Genomic DNA, 18463 nt, shown 5'->3' with positions numbered 1-18463 from the left:
GAACTAAAATGACTTTAACTCAACAATTAAAAAATCAACAGCAACAAATTATTAAGGATTTAAATGTAAAAGCGACAATTTATCCCGCAGTAGAAATCCGCAATAGAATTAACTTCTTAAAAGAATATTTAATTTTATCTAAAGCAGAAGGTTTTGTACTTGGAATTAGCGGTGGTCAAGACTCTACATTAGCCGGTAAATTAGCACAACTAGCAGTTGAAGAACTACGTCAAGAAGGACACAACGCCAAATTTGTAACAGTTCGCTTGCCTTACCAAACACAAGCAGATGAAGATGACGCTCAGTTAGCACTTCAATTTATTAAGCCTGACCAATCAGAAACATTTAATGTTTCTAAAACTGTAGATACCTTTGCTATGAATTACAACGTAGACATTTCGGGAACGTTAAGCGATTTTCACAAAGGTAACGTAAAAGCTAGAACAAGAATGATGGTTCAATACGCTATCGGAGGAATGAATAACCTACTTGTTATCGGTACTGATCACGCTGCAGAAGCAGTCACAGGTTTCTTTACTAAGTATGGAGATGGAGGAGCAGATGTTTTACCTCTTAGCGGCCTTTCTAAACGCCAAGGGCGCAGTTTGTTAAAAGAGTTAGGTGCACCGTCCCAACTGTATTTGAAAGAACCAACAGCGGATTTATTAGATAACAAGCCACAGCAAACAGATGAGACAGAGTTAGGCATTACTTATAATGTGCTAGACGACTTCTTAGAAGGAAAAGACGTACCTCCAGAAGCAGCTGAGAAGATCATAACAAGATACAAACTAACTGAGCATAAACGCCAACTACCAGCTTCTATGCACGATTCCTGGTGGAAGTAAGAAAAAAGACATCGCATTGTTGTGATGTCTTTTTGTTTTATAATTTAGCTTGCTATGTTACCTCACTGTCTTACCGTGTTACGGGTGCTGCAATTTAGATTCACTAAATATAAAACATACTCTCTATAAGTAAATACAACTTTGGGAGAAAAAAGAAAAATCAAGCGGTAATTTCATTTAAAACTTTTATTAAGTTCCTGTCTAGTTCATTTTGAAGCGATTTAGCAAACTCTGCTAGTTCCTCATTGTACCTATCTTCTATATCCTTTACTCTTCTTTCTCTCCACTCTTTAAATACATCAATGAGCGGCTCTCCAAAAGTTAATCGTAATTGCAGGTCATCATCTTTTATATGTTTTTTCCACTGAGCAAATCCCAGCCTGTCGTTAAAAGAATAGTGTTTCATCTCACAAATACAATCTGTATTAAATGTGTAAGTTGCATTTAAGGTAACTCCTAATTTCGACCAGTACTGAAGCTTATCCGGAAAATCCTTGCCCATTATATTTGTTAAACGGTTAGTACGAGTAAGATTTAATGGATGTTCTATCCTCTTAAGAGCAAGCTTTATAGCCAGCCCAGGGTTTCTTTTTTTAAAATGAGGTGCATTAACCTGTATCCAGCTTAAAACACAATTACTAAAGTTCGGAAATAACAATTTGTAATCTTGATACTTGTAAAGTTCTTCTTCTATTTGCTTTAAAGTTCGATTTAATTCTTTCTCCAATACCTTCTCCGCCCTCTTATTTCTTTACTGTGCTTAATATGATGTTACTTCTACTTTTTTATATTTGCCATATTCGTTTTGTTGTTCTTTTAAAAACTCCATTAAAAAGTCTTTGGAGTAAAATTCGTATTTTTCTCCCTTTCTACCTTCATCGTAATGTTGATCAGCAAACTCTCCCTCACTGTAGAAAAGTATTTTCTCTTCGTGATTAATAACTAACAAAAACACATTAATCATAAGTATTTCCCTTCTGAAAAAAAGTTTTAAAACCACAACAAAAAGGCTCCCTATAATTACTTTGACAGAGAACCTTCACCCTTTTTATCTTTCTTACTTAAGGCTGTTTTTGTTTTAACAATATACTGCAACAAAACCCTTAAATATACTTCGTGCTCCCGATACATCTTTATACTTTTTCTGACGAGATATAAGGCATAAAAAACAATACCAACTTTCATACTAATTGCAATTATTAGAGGAACTTGCTCAATATATTGCGCGTGAAAACAACAAAATATAGCGAAAAGTAGCGTAGTGAAAAAGTAGGTTAATACGTGAGTAAACACCTTTAGAAACTCTTTGCCAGAACTATAGAACTCCTCTGAGTAATACAACATCGCAACAAGAGATTCTTTGTCAATAGACTCAAAATCCACCTTCTCTGCTTCTTCTAACAATTCTTTCATTTGATTCTCTCCCCAAACCCCTAATCTCACAATGACATAATCTTAATTCGGCTCATCCTTGTTTTGCATTACTCTTTTCACGTCCTGTATATGTGCCATTAGCACCCTTAAATACTTGTCGTTTTTAAAGCATTGCTTTATTCCTAAAAACAGCAACCATATACCGTAAAAGACCATAAAAACGTTAATAACTATAAGAATTCCAGTAGGGAGTGCCCCTAACTCATCAACAAAAAAGTATGCTGTCAAAGTTAGACCACATACCACTAAAAAATAAGCAATTATATGAGCGAATAATCTACTCTGTTTTTTTATAAACGTAAATAGACTTTCTAAATTGTATAACAATGTCGCCAATTCTTCCTTGTCTACTTTCTTATAGTCATAATTTTTCCTATGGTAATCGGACTGCTTTTTCCTTGCCGCTCCGCTTTCTTCTATGCATTTTTCCATTAAATATCACCATTTTCTATTAGTAAGAGAAAATTAAGTCAACTACCTTTAAACTATAGGAATACTTAGATTTAGGTGTTTACTTAATAAGTTTTTGTAGTTTCAATTAATAATTTCCATATGATTTACTTACATTAGAATTATAATAACATAAAAAAATAAGCTAGTTTACTTTGCTTTTCTATTTATTTTCTCAGACATTTATACAAACACCCTATATATAACGCCTTTTCTCTAATTAAATGTAAATAAGAGAGGTGTATACATAAGATAATATTCAGTATATTTATATAACATTCAGTATTCGTTTTATATATATAGCTTACGCCTATCATAGCATTATACAGATATATTACATTTCTTCCAAACGAAAAATTTAACAATTACGTAATAAATATTAACATTATGTAATATAAAAATGTGAAATTCGCTTTATAATTAACATTCACCCCATAAAAATACGCTTTTTATACTATCTATTTGTTATATTTTTTCACACAAAGCAATCATTCGAACTACGCAACAAAAAAAGATGAGTCAATACTCATCTTTTTTAATTGTATGCTTTTTCTCCGTGTAGTACTAAATCGAGCCCTACTTCTTCTGTTTCACCACACACTCTCATTGGAGTTATTCTGTTTACTATCTTTGCTATAACAAATGTTGCGAGACCACAGAAAAGAATAGTCCCAAAAACAGCTATTGATTGTTTTAGCAGTAAGTCAATTCCACCGCCAAAGAATAATCCGTTTGCACCTGCTTCGTTAACATTTTTTGAAGCAAATAACCCTGTTGCTAATGCTCCCCAAATGCCCCCGAATCCGTGAAGACCAAAAGCATCTAAAGTATCATCATACTTTAATTTTTCTTTCATTTTAGAAACAGAAAAATTGCATATAACACCTGACGTTAATCCAATAACAATTGCAGATAGTACTGATACAAAACCACAAGCAGGAGTAATAGCTACAAGACCAGCTATTATGCCCGTGGCCACACCTAAAACAGTAGGTTTTTTATTCTTTCCCCAATCATATAACATCCAAGATAAGCTCGATGCTGTTGCAGCCACCATAGTAGTGATAAATGCATTCATTGCTACACCATTTAACGTAAGTGTACTACCTACGTTAAAGCCAAACCAACCAAACCATAGTAGTCCCGCTCCTAATATGGTTAAAGGGATATGATGAGGTGTGTTCTCTTTTGATTGCAGCCTTTTACCAAGGACTAAAGAGACAACTAGCCCTGAAACTCCTGAAGCAATATGTACAACTGTACCGCCAGCGAAGTCTAAGGCTCCTAATTCTCTTAACCAACCACCCACACCCCATACCCAATGGGCTAGAGGATCATAAACCATAGTAGTCCATAACAGGATAAATACTAGAAAAGGTCCAAACTTCATACGTTCTGCAAAAGCGCCAGCCATTACTGCAGGAGTTAAAATTGCAAACATCATTTGAAACATCATAAACAAACTCTGTGGAATTGTAGAAGAATAATCTACGTTGGCTTTAAAACCTACGTTGTGCAACCCTAAGAATTCTAACCCTCCAATTATGCCGTGGAAACTTGTTCCGAAAGCTAATGTATATCCTACTAACACCCATTGAATAGAGACCACTGCTATGCTTGTGTAACTATGCATTGTAGTACTCAGTACATTTTTACTTCTTACTAGTCCCCCATAAAATAAAGCTAGAGCAGGTGTCATAAGCAAGACAAGTAATGTACAGAAGAACATAAATACGCTATTGATACTGAACAAACTTTATCTCCCCCTAATATTATGTAAAGTTTTATAACATATTTTCCAATTATCGTTCGTTTCCCTTTCTGTTTTTTTAACTATTTTATATTTTGTGTGAGTTTATCTAACATATTGTTTTGGTAAATAAAAAAAGAAGGCATTCATTTAGCCTCCAACGTTATCCCTCTTATCGTATTCTATAAAATAAATTCTAGTTTCCTCTCGTATGTATTTTCTAAGGTGCTTTTTCATCTTTTCAGACGTTTGTTTTATACAATCGTAATTTATACTATCTATAAATTTCTTCAATGCTTTCTGCACTGTGGCACTACTTCTTAGTTCCGCTAGTTTACCTCTTATGTATTCTTCATCGCCAAATAGGACATCGATAGGTAGATTATGTTTTTTATCACCTTCTGAGCCATATAATTGAATTCTTTGAATGCGTTTAATCATCTCTATTCTTTTCAACGTATTCAAATTACTACTTTGTATACTAAAGTTGAGTCCTGCATCTAAATTAAAGATCAGTGTCGGTGTATACAATAACCCCTTAATTTCTTCTACCATTGCATTATTAATTAAAGGAAACTTAGATATATCGACCTTCATCCCAATGATTTTAAATGTTTTTCTAAGCGCAAATTCTATCTTCTCCACTGTAATATTATTATCTAATGTTAAATGGCGAGAACAAATATACCTACTAACATCAAAATTGAGCAACCCTGTTATTTTTAGAAATGGAAACTCCAGAGCAAACCTGGTTAAAATCCGCATTTTAATTTCGTTACAATCAATTTCCAAAATACTATCACCCTTTCCGTCCCTTAAAGACGCAAAAGCTTTTCCAAAATTCAACTTACTTATCTTTTCTTAATTTCCTGTTCATAAACAGCACTCAATACCGTCTTAAAAGCTTCATAAACCGCAGTGTCTGTTTCTACCTTTGCTTTGTTTAGAGCACTCACTATTTCCTCTTTTACCTTCATTACGTCCTCGTACACAAACCTTTGAATGAAGAACAGAGTTTGAGCCCGCTGCTTATGAGATCCAAAAATCCACTGAACTTTTTGTGAATCACCTATAGCCGAACCAAAATATTGAAGAGCTTCTACCGCTTTTTCTAGTACAGAGACTGAAGGTTCTTGAATCTTACTATATGTGTGCACAGAGAATCCTTTTAATGTGTTGTATTGTAATACAAAGCCATAACCAAGACTTTCGCATACCTCTTCAAATAACAGTAATTCTTTATCGTTCAACACTGTTAGGTTTACGTTAAAATTAATAAAAGCAATCTTGTTTGTATACCAATCAATAAACTCTCTTTTACTCTTATTTAAGAACGAATCAAAATTAATAACTGGAATCGTCTTGATATTCCTAAAGTTAATTTCAGGCATTTCTTTCCCCAATTTAGCAATTATTTTATCTTGGATTCTCAAATATTCCATTAGCTAACATCCTTCCTCCCTGCTTAACCACCTAAAATTATTCTCCTGTTTTATTATATTCTCTTTGAACCAACTCACCTTTAAAACAAACCATAATAACAAAAAGACCAAGCGTATGCTTCGTCTCTTTTTTGTTAAAGGCTACTACCATAGTTCTTTTTGTTTCCCTGTAAAAACAAATACTTCTTCTAATTCTTTATTTTGAACGTTTTTAATTACCATCGGCACTTCCCAATCACATCTTTCGCCACAGCAATTATAAAAAGCATTATAACCCTCGTCAGTATTTTTACAGTTGCAATATTGAGTTCCTTGCGAAGACATATAAGAAAACTCAAGAACTACCCCTGTGTTTAGGGCTATTAAAAGAAATGTGCCCCCATACGCTATTACTTTTTGCTCTTTCCAACTCTCAACAACCGCTTGCTCATCCAACCATTCAATTTCTTCTAGTTGTAGTGCTTTCAAATGTTCTTGGATTTTCTCCTTTAAATGATTAGATAAGTTTTTCAACGTTACTTCCCACCCGTTCCATTTCTACTACCAGCTACCGTCATTTGTTATATGGTTTTTTCTGAAATTCAAATATATGTATAAGTGTATACCATTTATGTTTTTGAGTGTAAAAAAAATATACGGGAAAATTCCAATGTTAAAACGATATAAAAAAAGCAAAAGCAGAAGTTTGCAGCGTAGAGCTTTAAACTTCTGCTTTTAGGACAATTCTGTGTTTCTTTTATTTTTCACAACACGAATAGCTATAAACCCTACAATTAACACTAACACTGTAACTCCAATTGGCTTGATGTATTGATTTAATAATTCACCCGCTTGGTTCCAATGCGGACCTAATTTATATCCTACATAAAGATAAAGATAAGTTATAGGATACATTGCTAAAAAAGTGTAGATACTAAACTTTACAAAGTTCATTTTTGTTATTCCACAAGGTATAGAAATAGCAGTCCTTACAAGCGGTAAGAATCTAGCAACAAATGCAACACTCGCGCCATATTTATTAAAGAAACGATCCGAAGCATCTATTTGTTTTTTGTTGACTAAAAAGAATTTTCCGTACTTCTCTACCATCGGCCTTCCACCGTATTTACCCAAAGTATATAAAGTCATAGGTCCGATAGTTCCTCCCACTGTACCTGCTAAGGCCATTAAATGAATATTAAAATCTCCATTGTATATCCAATATCCAGCAAGAGGTAAAACTAATTCTGCAGGAACGAACTCAAAACACAAAGCCAGCACTATACCAAAATAAGACAATTGTTTTAAAAAATTCATTGATTCTAAGATAACTTCATTCAATTCCCTACCTTCTCCCATCTCTTTTATATGTAATTTTTATTTTGGAAAATATGTCTTATTCATTTTCAAAAATCTGTTAGAAACCCTTTTGTTAAGGGAAAACTTAGCCTAAAAATCTCTTGTTCATTTTAGAAATTGTGGTATCATAATATTTTGTCCAATACTTTTTTATTAAAACAACATCACGAGGTGAAAACAGATGGCTAATATCTTTTCTAGATTTAGCAAAAGCAATAAAAGAAAAGATATATCTTTAGACGAGTCTATAGATAAAATACAAAGCGGAGATATGGATCTTCGTAATCAAGTAATAAAAGACTATACACCTTTTGTTGCCAGCGCTGTTTCCTCTGTTTGTCAGCGTTATATTACTGAATCTGATGATGAATTTAGTATTGGTTTAATTGCATTTAACGAATCCTTAGATAAATTTGCTCCTGGTAAGGGAAAATCTGTTATTGCTTTTTCAGAAACAGTTATTAAAAATAGAGTTGTAGATTACATACGTAAAGAATCTTCAAGCACTGATTTATTTAATCATTCTACTCTACAAATGGATAACGACGAAGAAGGTAATTCTAACGCTAGAGATAGCGTTGATATTTCGGCATATCAAGAAGAGTTAACTAACAACAATAGGCAGGATGAAATCTTAAAGTTTCAAGATAAATTAGCGGAGTTTAATTTAACAATGAAAGAGCTTATGAATCAAGCTCCTAAACATATTGATGCTAGAATTAATGCAATTAAAGTAGCTGAACTGTTAATTCAAAATAAAGATTTAAGGGATATTTTTTACGATACAAAGAAAATTCCTATGAAAGATTTATTAAAATTAGAGGATTTACCTGTTACGCGCAAAACAGTGGAGCGCAACCGCAAATATATTATTTCTTTAGCGATTATTTTAGATAATAACTTTGTGTTCTTAAAGGATTATTTGCGGTTAGAGGAGTGAAAAAAGTGAGGAGTATACAAATACAACCTCACTTTTGTTATGTACGGAAGCTTTAAATGACATCTACTATACTTTTAGGAAATAGCATAACTTTTTCTTTAATTTTCACGTGCACTGTATCCTCATACTGCTGTGTGACTTTCCCTTCTACGTAAATCGGCTCTCCTACCTTGGCATTCCTTCCTTGTCTGCTCTCACTTTTGGGGATAAGGATGACTTTCTTCCCGATGAGAACGTGTAATGTATCCTCATACTTTTGTTTTACTTCACCAAGAATTTTTACAAACTGATTACTTTTAGTTTTGGCGTGTAATACATCTCTTTCTTCAATAGCCATATCTATTTCCCTCTCTCCATATAATGTTTGAATTTCCTACACATTATAACGATTTATATACTATATATTAGAAATTAATCCTTTTTTCTTAACGGAAAAAGTATCTATTAATTTTCCGCTATCGCTAATTACAATTGCATTAAGTTGCCCACCGTAAACACAACTACCGTCTATCCCTATTTTTGTTTTGCACGGCGAAATCCATATATCATTAGACTGTGTATCGTGCATATTTTCTGTGGGAGTATGACCAAATATAATTGTTTTCCCTGTTTTGTTTTCGCCACTTATAAAAGGTTGACGAATCCATTTACAGTCTCTTTCAGCGTCAACTTTCCAATTGGGCTCTAGGTTGCAGCCACCGTGAACAAATAAGAGCTGATCTGTTTCATAATAAGTAAGCATATTTTTTATAAAAGACAGCTCCGCTTGATACATTGTCCTTAAAACATTCGCTATTCTTTGTTTCGTGTACTTCTGTAAGACATTAGATACATCAGGAAAGAAGGACTGTATTGTTTTATTAAAAACTTCTAAATAGTAGAATGACTCATTACCTTTCATTTCTAACCATTCACACAATAATTGCTCGTGGTTCCCACCCACTGTTATCACATTTTCCTTTTCCTGTAATTGAATTATTAAACGCAAACACTCTAAACTAGATGGCCCTCTATCAACAATATCCCCTAATAGCACAAGTGTCTGTTCCTGTGGGTTCCAATACGTAAGAATTTCTTTTAACTCCTGATAACACCCGTGAGAATCACTTAACACAAAATACAAGTTTTTCACTCTTCTTTCTTTTTCGATTAAAATACATTCTAAGATATTAAATATAAAAGGGGAAATAGCAGTGTTTGTCGATGTTGAAAATTCTACAATAAAGATTGAAAAATATGATGTGCAGGAGCTTTGTAAAATTTACGGAAAAGCACTTGGTTCTGACATTAGTCCCTCTGAATACAACAAAAGTTATTACAATTATTTAACCAAACATTTAGCTGAAAAAGAAAAAGATAACATTTCAACGACCGATTTTTTAAATATAATTGCACGTTTTTTTGAAGATGGTACATACTATTTTTTGCGAGAAGAACATTTAGAATCAAATTGTTTTAAAGATGTGTCTAAAGAGGATGTTTGGCGTTTTAAAGAATACTTTAAGTTTCGCTTTTATATGGGATGCAATTTCAATTTTAAAATTGCAGAAGACTATCAAACAGTAAATTATAAAAATGGAATGTTAATGAAGAATTTATCAAGTATCCCTTTTAAAGATGTGCCTGTTAAAGATACAATGAATTTTTTAGTAGATCATAATATCCCCATTAGGTCTTACGAGTTTACTTTAAGCTTTTTATCTAAGCCTAACCTAGATACTTACCTTAATGAAATTATGAATGAAAACAAAGTAAGAATTTATGACGAAATTAACAACCTTCTTACACGCAATTATCAAGCCATTACTGACTACCATACTACTTCTGTCATAAATTTTTTGAATTCTACCAGAGATTATGTTGAGAAACTAAGTTCCGTGGAGAACTGATGATATTCGCATAAGGAATATTATATAATATGCATTTTTAATAACTTTGCATAAAAATTACTAAAAGATATGCACAGTTTTTAGCAGAGCTGTAAGTTTATAAAAAAAACCAGATTATTAAATAAATACCCACCTATTTATAAAAAAACACATAAAAAAACAGCAGGTATCTTCTGCTATTTTTTTATGTGTTTTAACTCAAATAATTGCCCTGTTTTTAAGGTTTTGAAGTAGTTCTTTTCGTCCCCTTTCATTTAATACTAACAACATATTCTGCCAATTTAACCTTATTCTCTTTTTTAAATCCTATATATTAGTTCTAATGTTGAATAATCTAAGATCTTAAAATTAAAATGTAGTTTTAATGGATTTTCTATGTTTCTTATTTATTATTACTTCTGCTAATAAGCTATGAAGGGAGGTTGAGTTACTTTATGAACCAAGAAGCTGTACAAGAAATGTTAACTGAAGTTCAATCTATGTTAGCTGTTTTATTAGATGAATATTTCAAAATAGATAACCCACTTACAATTGATTGGGAAGCAGACACAAGAGATTTTTGTGGTAATACCCAAGAAGATTTAGAGAAATTTGGCCACGTAATGTTAGATTTACATTTGTATTATCAAGTAGACGGCATTGACTATGAACCCCATACCGAATATGAGGAATTCCCTACTTTAAATCACGCTTACGATTACATTGTCACTAAAGTACTTATTAAGAACGGAATTGACCCTGACACATTAGAACCTACTAGTTAACATCTAGTGGGTTTTTCTTTTTTTACTTGTATTATCTCTATAACTGATTATGATATTTGCAGATTTAATTGGAGGTGAATAAAATGAGCACAAATAAAAATAATGATGAATACAAGGAATACGGTGCACAATACGATAAGACTTTTAAGGGTAAATCATACGAAGAAATTAAAGAAGGAGTGTATGAATACACAAAAGCTACAGGAGAAAGGTTATTAGACAAAGACGTTGAAATAAGTAATTTAAAAGCTAAAATCCAAAATTTTAAACAAGAAAACGAAAAGCTTAAAGCGGAAAACAAAGGTTTGAAAGCAGAAAATAAAGGTTTAAAAGCAGGAAAAGCTTCTCTAGAAAAAGAGATGGATAAATCAAAAGCGGAAACTAACTTCTTAAAAGGAGAAAACGGGAAATTAAAGGAGCATAACACAAAACTCCAACAACAACCTAAAACTAGAGAAGATGTCAAAAAAGCTAGAAAGCAAGCTGAAATTGATGCCAAAGCTGAGAAAAAAGCCGCTAGAGCTCAGAAGAAAACCGAGAAAGCTGAGAACAAGAACGTTCGTTTTAAAGCTTCTAACGATAAAGTCTCAGAAAAGACAATTGCTTCAGCAAAAGACAAAATTGCTAAATCTAACGTGGTTCTTAAAGCTAAAAACAGCTATCGTAGTCGATTCCAAAAAACTCGCGCAGTTTTAAAAACAATTAACAGTGTTACTATTAAACCAGCGGCACAGTTTACAATGAAACAATTTAAGCAACGTAAACAAACCTACGGTGTTATTAAAGACAAGGTAACAACTGAATTAAAGAAAAAAGGCGTTGAGAATCCTACAGCAGGACAATACAGATCAAAATTCGCTCAAGTAGCAGCTGCTAAAGCAGGTAAAAAGGTAATGAACAAAGTTGCTAACACTACATTAAAAGACGTTTGGAACAAGGTAACTGGTGTTTATAAAGGTAGTATAGAGGCTGATAAAGCTAAAGTTGCATCTAACAACAAACAAATTGAGCAAAACAATACAGCAAAGCAAGCTAAAATTGATGCTAAAGCAACGGTGAAAGCTGAAAAATCTCTTTCAATGTAACAAAAAAACAGACTCTTTAAGGTCTGTTTTTTTGTGCATCCAATTTGGAACGATACCATTCTACATATTGATCTACATCTGCTTCCTTTTTAGTAAGTTCTAGATAATGTGGACTCTCATAATAACGATCCTGCTCATCTAAGAATGGATTTTTATTGTCAGTAACAATTAGTACTTTACCATCGGGCAACCTTCTAATTTCATCAGGTGAATATAATTCTCTTCTTGTTTTACTTTCAGAAAAGCTTTTTTCACCTCTAGAATCGCTACTTCCATATGTACTTATTTCTTCGTTACCAATTAATTTAGAGTAGTATTCCGCTGTTTCATAAGCTGAACCAGGCAGAATTATTTTTGTTTTTAAATTATCTAGTATAGTACCTGTTGTTTCTTGACCATACTTTTGTTTGAGTTGATTAATACTTTGAATACCTATAGATATTGACATTTTCCTGGATCGAATTGTGGCCAAATATTTATCTATGTTATTGATAACTCCAATGTTTGCGAATTCGTCAAGGTAGAATTGAACCGGTACACCCTCAATCTCTATTAGTCTACCAATTAATTGTGAATAGAACGGAGCCATTAGTGGACTCATAAAGTCACTTCGATGCTCCGGAACTCCTACGTACAATACAGTAGGCCTATCTCTTAACATCCCAGGATCTATTTCGTTTTCAGAAGTAAGATTTTCGATAAGTGGATCAACAAACATTTGAAGATTTGTTGCTAATACGGTTTTAATTGAGGCTGCGGTTTGTTCGCTACCCGCAGATTGTAAGAAGATATTAAATTGTTTTTCCGCTACAGGATGTGAGTCTTCTATCATAAATTTTAATGTATCTAAATCATTCTCAATAATTAAATTTAGAGCGTAACTAATTGTGTTTTTAGGTGCATCAAGCATTCTAACATATATCAGGAATGCTGATAGTAGTGGAGTAGACATAGAAATCCATTCCGAACCACCAGATTTTTGTCCTGTGGTAGCTTCAACAGCTGCATTACCGTTTACAAGTAGCGTTTGTGCAAGTTCTCTGATTTCTGTCTCACCTCTACACAAAGCTAACGGATTGTATTTTAATGTTTCTTTTTTAAATGGACTAAATACTAAGACTCTTTTTCCTTGAGCTAAATTTGTCATTGCGGTTTTTCTAAATAGCTCTAGCTTGGGATCTGTTACTACAAAAGATGATTCAGGATTAGATACTAAGTTTGGTATAAAGAAACTTGATGATTTACCGCTACCTGTTACTCCAGTTAATAAAATATGAGAGTAACTGTGGTTTGCAGATAATCTAACCTTCTTACCTAATATAACACCATCATTACCTGTAATATCTTTTAAATCCTTAAGCGAAGCTAATTTAGAAGTACCTAGCTGTTTGCCTTTCTTGAAACCCATACCAAACTTCTTAAATAGTAGCATTATTGATATTCCAAGCGCAGCAGCTAAAACAATTGTTACCGCAATAAATACTATTATTGGCGTAGTGTCGCCATACATTATGGATTGCATTATATCTGATAAGCCCATTTCAAAAAAACTTAAAACGAAATTTGTTATGGTTGCAGATATTAAAATTAAAACAGCAATCCCTATTGAAAAAAAGTGGTTTTTCACTCTCCTCCCCCCTCTATGTTCTGCCTTTGTTATAGTAATAAAAGGGGTATTGTCAACTTTTTCTATATAAAACTACTTAACGACCTTACAAAAAAATAAAAGAAGTGAGGAAATCCCCTCACTTCTTAAAGATCATAATTGTTTAAACTCTTTACCTAAGTATTCTGCTTCATTAGGTAATTTAATGCCGGTTACATAACCCTGTTCATCAAGAATTACTAAAGCATCTACTTTAATCTGAACAGTTTTAACGCCTTTTTTGTATAATGACTCTTTCTCTTGTTGTAGTTTATTATTCAAATTAATTTCCTCCTATAAACGGTAAAACAAATCGCTAATAAGCAATTCGTTCACTATATTCTATTTCAAAAGGCATTTAAAAGTTAGAGTTTAGAGTATGCATTCTGCTTTCTTAACTATTTAACAAATTTACCAAACACAAAATATATAAGGTTCTTTCTAATAATTTCATTGATTTCACTTCTTATATATAGCTCTGCTTCTTCTCTATCTCCAAATTCTCTTTTATTAACTACTAGTGATGAATTTTGTTGAGAATAAGAATAATACACAACGTACTGTTCTGTTTGACTTATTAAGAGGAAACGGAAGTTTTGGTTAATAGCATCTACATAGCGATCTTTCAGACGAAAGCAAGACATATTTTCTGTTTCTTGTTCAAGATAAAAATACTCTAGTACGTCTTTCCACATATTCATTCCCCCTCTTTACTCTGCCTTATAATCAGTTCGTTTCCTATTGCAAGAAACTCACTTCTTTTAATTCAGAAGACCTTAATTAACTATTGAGGGGAAACTTCCCTTAATTTAAATGTTTAATTTTTTATATTTAATAACATTGCATCATTTTTTATCTATTTCTGTAAGGTTTTTTCTTTTCTAAAGATAAATAACTAGATGAAAAACAGCGCAGTGTAGCCAAGGAGGAGTAGTTTTGTTATGGCATAATATATTAGACTATGTATTTATTATTGCAATTATTTTAACGTTGTATCGATTTATCAGAAAAACCGAAGCGGTTAAGATGGTATTAGGTATTGTACTCATCTATGCTTTATCATATATAGCAGGACACTTAGGTTTTGAAAGAACATCCTTTCTCTTAAATCTAGGCACACAAACACTTGCATTTGGAACTCTCCTTATATTCTCCCCGGAACTTAGAATGTTTTTAAAAAAACTAGGCGGGTTTTCAGGGCCGAAGAGACCCTCAAAAGCCACTCTTAAAGTTTTCGAAGATGCTCTTTTTGAACTATCAAAGAATAAACACGGGGCTCTTATTATTATGGATGAAAACGGAGATATATCAGCAGCCTCAGAAAATCAAACATTTCTAGATGCTAAAGTTTCTTCTTCGCTTATCGGAACAATATTCCACCCAAACACACCTCTTCACGATGGAGCGGTTTTAATTCAAAAAGGACGCATTCACTTTGCCGGCTGCAAACTACCACTATCAGCTAGAAAAAGGGATAATTTCGGCACATTAGGAACAAGGCATATGGTGGCAATAGAGACAGCGGAAAGTTTTGATACAATTGTTTTTGTGGTTAGTGAAGAAACGGGTGCTATTCGCATAGCGACTAAAAGTGGATTGTATTTTGTGGCAAGTCGTCAAGATTTCCGTCAGTTCTTTTTAGAGCACTATGACTCTACTTTAAAGAAATTAAAATGAAATAGCTTATTTAAAACAGCATTCCCCCTAAAACTGCACCTATATGGAGCGGTTTTTCTTTTAAAAAATTAGCAAGTGTACCATTTATGTTTTTCGTCTAAAAAAAATATATGCAAATTTTACTGAGTTTGATATTATAATTCTTACAAACATAAGAAATTGAGGAAAACAAGTTGAGGATTGCAAGATATTATACATACTACAAAACAAGTTACGGAGTTGTAAAAGCAAGGATAGCAAGTGAATTGGCGTATAGCGAAGCAGTGGAGTTAGGAAAAAATTATTGCAAATCAAACAATTACTTATATTTAGGAACGTATGACGATGAGTACGCAGATATAAGTCTTTTGTTAAAGGAAAGCGGAGAAAAGAAAAATACCGTTACTGTATAAGAATTTTACAGTAACGGTATTTTAATTACTTCTTATTTGTTAGCATCTAGGTATCTTACAGCGTCTCCCACTGTAGCAAGTTTTTCAGCTTCCTCGTCAGGAATTTCTACTTCAAACGCTTCTTCTAGTTCCATAATGAACTCTACTACGTCTAAAGAGTCTGCACCTAAATCGTCTTTGAAACTAGCTTCCATAGTAACTTCCCCAGATTCTACACCTAAACGTTCAACAATTAACTCTGTTAATTTTTCTAAAGTAGTCATTTATAATTTCCTCCTATTAGTTCGTCTTAATATAATATCAATTTTTTCTGAAATTCCCTTTTGTATGTAATCAAATTTTAATGGAAAATAGAGCTTTAAAAGCTCTATTTTATCTTTCATCATCCGGATTTATTTGTTGTAGTTTTTTATGCTTTCTACGTTTATTGTAGTTCCCCCAAATTTCTTCCCAGTACATTAACTCTTCGTGATAAGCATCTGTACCATTTCGTTGATCCATATATTCTTGAATTTCGTACATCTCCTGAGCGTTTTGCTCCAACTTCTTTAGCTTCTGGGAACCAGCAAGGTGTGTCCCTAGGCTCTTTTCAAGTAAGTAGGATGAAATTCCAAAAGAGTGTTTTGCTCGTTTGTTTTCACTGTTTTTAAAGCTGCAACGATGCTTTTCCCATAGCTTTAAAGCGATTTTAGGGTTTAAAATAGTTAAAGATTTCATTATTTCTGCTACTTCTTCTATAGCACTACTTTTACCTTTAGCGTATTCATAACCACGTTGCATCAAGTAAGTAGTCATTTCCCAATCTTTTAACTCGAAATAGTATTTAACTGCACGTGGATAGGCATACGTTCTTGTACCTAGCGGGCAATCAGTACCTTTTTTGACTGCCTCAAACACATATTTACCATTATCATAATCACCCACATTGAAGTAATAGAAAGCACGATCAGACTCTTCTTGTCCTATACTCTGTGAAGACTCGTCCCTACTCTCAACCATCCAGCGAGAGTATGTAGCAAACCCTTCTTCCCATCTGCCGACTCTCATTAAGTAGTTGTAGTACTCTTGATAGTAACTTCTAAGTGAATAGCCGCTAATTTCATATACGTTTTTCATATGAGTAAAGAAGTCTGTTATTTCTTTTTGTTTTATGTTAAATACTGAGTCAATGTGTTTAGCAACCCAAGAGTAACTATTCAATAAAGGCTTACTGTTAAATCTATACTCCAAGAATACGTGAACATTAGCTAAATACAATTTAATTGCTGAGTATATCTTATTTAATTGTTTGTACTCTTTAATTAGCTCAAATCTTGTTAGATAACCATAAGAATGCTCTGCTGTATCTTCACAAATAACCAGTAGTTTTTCAAGGGAATCTACTTTTTCTTCAGCTTTTAATTTAAGTGATTTTTGATACAATTGTTTAATTTCAAGTTTCACTTTTTTCACCCCCATTGGAAGTTGGACTGACTCTTTCATAAAGATATCAGGTACCTTTTTCAAGAAAAGTGAACTGAAATTTTCCAACACCTTTAACCACAAGTATTTTACTTATTTTTTCTTTTTAAAACTTTCCGTATTAGACTATAAAAAATTACTAAGGAGGAAATAAAAATGACAGATCCAGATTTCGTAGTAGACCCAATTTCTAAAAATATTAAAGTAATAACAAATAACCGAGGAGAAAGCACTTATTATGTGGTATATTGGGCTCAATATAGTAACGTTTTAGCTTATATTAGAGAAGTGGAAAATAATGAAGGAACTACTATTTACGTAGGTTCTTTTAATGGAGCAAACAGTTCATACTTCCGTGATGATAAGGAAGCCGCTATCGGATGGTGTGGAGACACATTAAAAGAATATATACAAGCTACATTTGGAGATTATTCATTAGCATAAGGCACAAATATTTATACTAAATAAACTTAAAAAGGATGATTTTTAAAGATGGAAAGTCAAACAAAGAAAATAGCACGACTGAGATATAGATTTTTTGATGATCTTTATATAAATATTGAGTCAATAGACCAAGAATTATATAAAGATTGGTCTCACAAAGAAAAACCAACCTTAAAACATTGCGTTTTTAAAGAAGAATATGAGAAAGAAAGCCGTATTTCTATAGAGTTATCTGGAGCTGAGGTATACGACACGCCTGAAGCAGCCCAGCAGGAAGCAGATTCTTGGAACGAAGAGTAAGTAATTTAACTTTAATTTTCGTTGTATTCACGTAAGAGGACTTGTTATATACTTGTAAGATAATTTAACCTAAAGCTACACAAAGGAGAGTTTTTAAGATGGCAATGGATATAGGTACGGAAGGGTTTATCTCAGCATCAATTAGTAATTTGAAGTATGCTACAGATAAATACAGTAAGTTATCTTCCGAAAGCAAAGTGCAAGTAAAAAGAATTACCAAAGAGCTTGAAGAAATACTAGAAAAAGAAAGACCTAAAAATAAATAATAAAGAATTTTTATAAATTTAGAGACCTTAACTAAAGGTCTTTTTTAAGTTTAAAATATAGGATGTATTTGTATAGGAATATATAGTTTCTCTGTATTTCTATACAAAACAAAAGAGCAACTCGAATAAACGAGAGCTCTTTTAAATTTAATTGATTTTTGATAGCAGTTCTTCTTCAGTTAGAATCTCAACTTCAAGTGCTTTGGTTTTCTCTAACTTAGAACCGACTTCATCATCTGTAAGTAAATAATCAGTACACGTCCAGACACCTTTCCGTCATTATCTTCAATTAATTTCCTATAATAACCTCTTAATCCTTGCTCTAAATTTCCGGTAAT

The 18463-nt window shown here is 32.8% G+C and carries 26 protein-coding genes; 10 read left to right on the top strand and 16 right to left on the bottom strand.

Going from position 1 to position 18463, the window contains the following annotated elements:
- Positions 1-8 precede the first annotated feature (8 nt).
- The gene (gene nadE / locus WKH56_RS06010) at positions 9-848 is read left to right on the top strand and encodes an ammonia-dependent NAD(+) synthetase (RefSeq protein ID WP_342834872.1); all 840 of its coding nucleotides are present in this window, start codon (positions 9-11) and stop codon (positions 846-848) included.
- Positions 849-1008: 160 nt separating this feature from the next.
- Here the strand turns inward: nadE and WKH56_RS06005 are convergent, their stop codons facing one another.
- From WKH56_RS06005 to WKH56_RS05965, 9 genes are all read right to left on the bottom strand, one after another.
- Positions 1009-1575 carry a hypothetical protein gene (locus WKH56_RS06005; RefSeq protein WP_342834871.1) on the bottom strand — a complete coding sequence of 189 codons (567 nt, stop codon included), beginning with the start codon at positions 1573-1575 and terminating at the stop codon, positions 1009-1011.
- Between the two features lie 33 nt (positions 1576-1608).
- A complete protein-coding gene (locus tag WKH56_RS06000) occupies positions 1609-1812 on the bottom strand; it encodes a hypothetical protein (protein ID WP_342834870.1) in 204 nt (67 codons plus the stop codon).
- A 56-nt stretch (positions 1813-1868) separates the two neighbouring features.
- Complete coding sequence (locus tag WKH56_RS05995; RefSeq protein ID WP_342834869.1) at positions 1869-2261, bottom strand: hypothetical protein; 393 nt, start codon at positions 2259-2261, stop codon at positions 1869-1871.
- 42 nt (positions 2262-2303) lie between these two features.
- A complete protein-coding gene (locus WKH56_RS05990; protein ID WP_342834868.1) occupies positions 2304-2714 on the bottom strand; it encodes a hypothetical protein in 411 nt (136 codons plus the stop codon).
- Positions 2715-3267: 553 nt separating this feature from the next.
- Entirely contained in the window at positions 3268-4461 is a 1194-nt protein-coding gene (locus WKH56_RS05985) for an ammonium transporter (RefSeq protein WP_481861958.1), read from the bottom strand.
- A 171-nt stretch (positions 4462-4632) separates the two neighbouring features.
- On the bottom strand, positions 4633-5328 hold the full coding sequence (locus tag WKH56_RS05980) for a hypothetical protein (protein ID WP_342834866.1): 696 nt from the start codon (positions 5326-5328) through the stop codon (positions 4633-4635).
- A gap of 5 nt (positions 5329-5333) precedes the next feature.
- Positions 5334-5924 carry a hypothetical protein gene (locus WKH56_RS05975; RefSeq protein ID WP_342834865.1) on the bottom strand — a complete coding sequence of 197 codons (591 nt, stop codon included), beginning with the start codon at positions 5922-5924 and terminating at the stop codon, positions 5334-5336.
- Between the two features lie 144 nt (positions 5925-6068).
- On the bottom strand, positions 6069-6437 hold the full coding sequence (locus WKH56_RS05970; protein WP_342834864.1) for a hypothetical protein: 369 nt from the start codon (positions 6435-6437) through the stop codon (positions 6069-6071).
- A 201-nt stretch (positions 6438-6638) separates the two neighbouring features.
- Positions 6639-7220, bottom strand: a complete 582-nt coding sequence (locus tag WKH56_RS05965) for a DedA family protein (protein ID WP_481861957.1) — start codon at positions 7218-7220, stop codon at positions 6639-6641.
- A gap of 223 nt (positions 7221-7443) precedes the next feature.
- Between WKH56_RS05965 and sigI the strand changes: the two genes are divergently transcribed.
- Complete coding sequence (gene sigI / locus WKH56_RS05960; RefSeq protein ID WP_342834862.1) at positions 7444-8202, top strand: RNA polymerase sigma-I factor; 759 nt, start codon at positions 7444-7446, stop codon at positions 8200-8202.
- Between the two features lie 52 nt (positions 8203-8254).
- On the opposite strand, the gene WKH56_RS05955 is transcribed toward sigI, so the two are convergent.
- Positions 8255-8539: a hypothetical protein gene (locus WKH56_RS05955; protein ID WP_342834861.1), complete on the bottom strand. Its 285-nt coding sequence runs from the start codon at positions 8537-8539 to the stop codon at positions 8255-8257.
- Positions 8540-8599: 60 nt separating this feature from the next.
- Positions 8600-9316, bottom strand: coding sequence for a metallophosphoesterase family protein (locus WKH56_RS05950; protein WP_342835590.1), 717 nt, complete (start codon positions 9314-9316; stop codon positions 8600-8602).
- Positions 9317-9395: 79 nt separating this feature from the next.
- Here WKH56_RS05950 and WKH56_RS05945 point away from each other — a divergent pair, with 79 nt between their 5' ends.
- From WKH56_RS05945 to WKH56_RS05935, 3 genes are all read left to right on the top strand, one after another.
- Positions 9396-10091 (top strand): hypothetical protein, encoded by a 696-nt coding sequence (locus tag WKH56_RS05945; RefSeq protein WP_342834860.1) that lies wholly within the window; start codon positions 9396-9398, stop codon positions 10089-10091.
- 422 nt (positions 10092-10513) lie between these two features.
- On the top strand, positions 10514-10855 hold the full coding sequence (locus WKH56_RS05940; protein ID WP_342834859.1) for a hypothetical protein: 342 nt from the start codon (positions 10514-10516) through the stop codon (positions 10853-10855).
- An 83-nt stretch (positions 10856-10938) separates the two neighbouring features.
- Positions 10939-11940: a hypothetical protein gene (locus WKH56_RS05935; protein WP_342834858.1), complete on the top strand. Its 1002-nt coding sequence runs from the start codon at positions 10939-10941 to the stop codon at positions 11938-11940.
- Between the two features lie 16 nt (positions 11941-11956).
- Here the strand turns inward: WKH56_RS05935 and WKH56_RS05930 are convergent, their stop codons facing one another.
- From WKH56_RS05930 to WKH56_RS05920, 3 genes are all read right to left on the bottom strand, one after another.
- The gene (locus WKH56_RS05930) at positions 11957-13567 is read right to left on the bottom strand and encodes a VirD4-like conjugal transfer protein, CD1115 family (protein WP_342834857.1); all 1611 of its coding nucleotides are present in this window, start codon (positions 13565-13567) and stop codon (positions 11957-11959) included.
- A gap of 132 nt (positions 13568-13699) precedes the next feature.
- Positions 13700-13867: a hypothetical protein gene (locus tag WKH56_RS05925; RefSeq protein WP_316910715.1), complete on the bottom strand. Its 168-nt coding sequence runs from the start codon at positions 13865-13867 to the stop codon at positions 13700-13702.
- Positions 13868-13983: 116 nt separating this feature from the next.
- Positions 13984-14280, bottom strand: coding sequence for a hypothetical protein (locus WKH56_RS05920; RefSeq protein WP_316910716.1), 297 nt, complete (start codon positions 14278-14280; stop codon positions 13984-13986).
- 241 nt (positions 14281-14521) lie between these two features.
- Between WKH56_RS05920 and WKH56_RS05915 the strand changes: the two genes are divergently transcribed.
- Positions 14522-15262 carry a diadenylate cyclase gene (locus WKH56_RS05915; protein ID WP_342834856.1) on the top strand — a complete coding sequence of 247 codons (741 nt, stop codon included), beginning with the start codon at positions 14522-14524 and terminating at the stop codon, positions 15260-15262.
- Positions 15263-15435: 173 nt separating this feature from the next.
- Complete coding sequence (locus tag WKH56_RS05910; protein ID WP_316910718.1) at positions 15436-15654, top strand: hypothetical protein; 219 nt, start codon at positions 15436-15438, stop codon at positions 15652-15654.
- Positions 15655-15686: 32 nt separating this feature from the next.
- Here the strand turns inward: WKH56_RS05910 and WKH56_RS05905 are convergent, their stop codons facing one another.
- Positions 15687-15917, bottom strand: a complete 231-nt coding sequence (locus tag WKH56_RS05905; RefSeq protein ID WP_342834855.1) for an acyl carrier protein — start codon at positions 15915-15917, stop codon at positions 15687-15689.
- 109 nt (positions 15918-16026) lie between these two features.
- Positions 16027-17136: a hypothetical protein gene (locus WKH56_RS05900; RefSeq protein WP_342834854.1), complete on the bottom strand. Its 1110-nt coding sequence runs from the start codon at positions 17134-17136 to the stop codon at positions 16027-16029.
- A 135-nt stretch (positions 17137-17271) separates the two neighbouring features.
- Here WKH56_RS05900 and WKH56_RS05895 point away from each other — a divergent pair, with 135 nt between their 5' ends.
- From WKH56_RS05895 to WKH56_RS05885, 3 genes are all read left to right on the top strand, one after another.
- Positions 17272-17559: a hypothetical protein gene (locus tag WKH56_RS05895; RefSeq protein ID WP_342834853.1), complete on the top strand. Its 288-nt coding sequence runs from the start codon at positions 17272-17274 to the stop codon at positions 17557-17559.
- A 48-nt stretch (positions 17560-17607) separates the two neighbouring features.
- A complete protein-coding gene (locus WKH56_RS05890) occupies positions 17608-17859 on the top strand; it encodes a hypothetical protein (RefSeq protein WP_342834852.1) in 252 nt (83 codons plus the stop codon).
- Positions 17860-17957: 98 nt separating this feature from the next.
- Positions 17958-18125: a hypothetical protein gene (locus WKH56_RS05885; protein ID WP_342834851.1), complete on the top strand. Its 168-nt coding sequence runs from the start codon at positions 17958-17960 to the stop codon at positions 18123-18125.
- Positions 18126-18463: the final 338 nt, after the last annotated feature.

It is taken from the genome of Priestia sp. SB1 (assembly GCF_038898415.1).
Note: the sequence above shows the minus strand (reverse complement) of the source record. Positions and strands in the feature narration are given on the sequence as shown.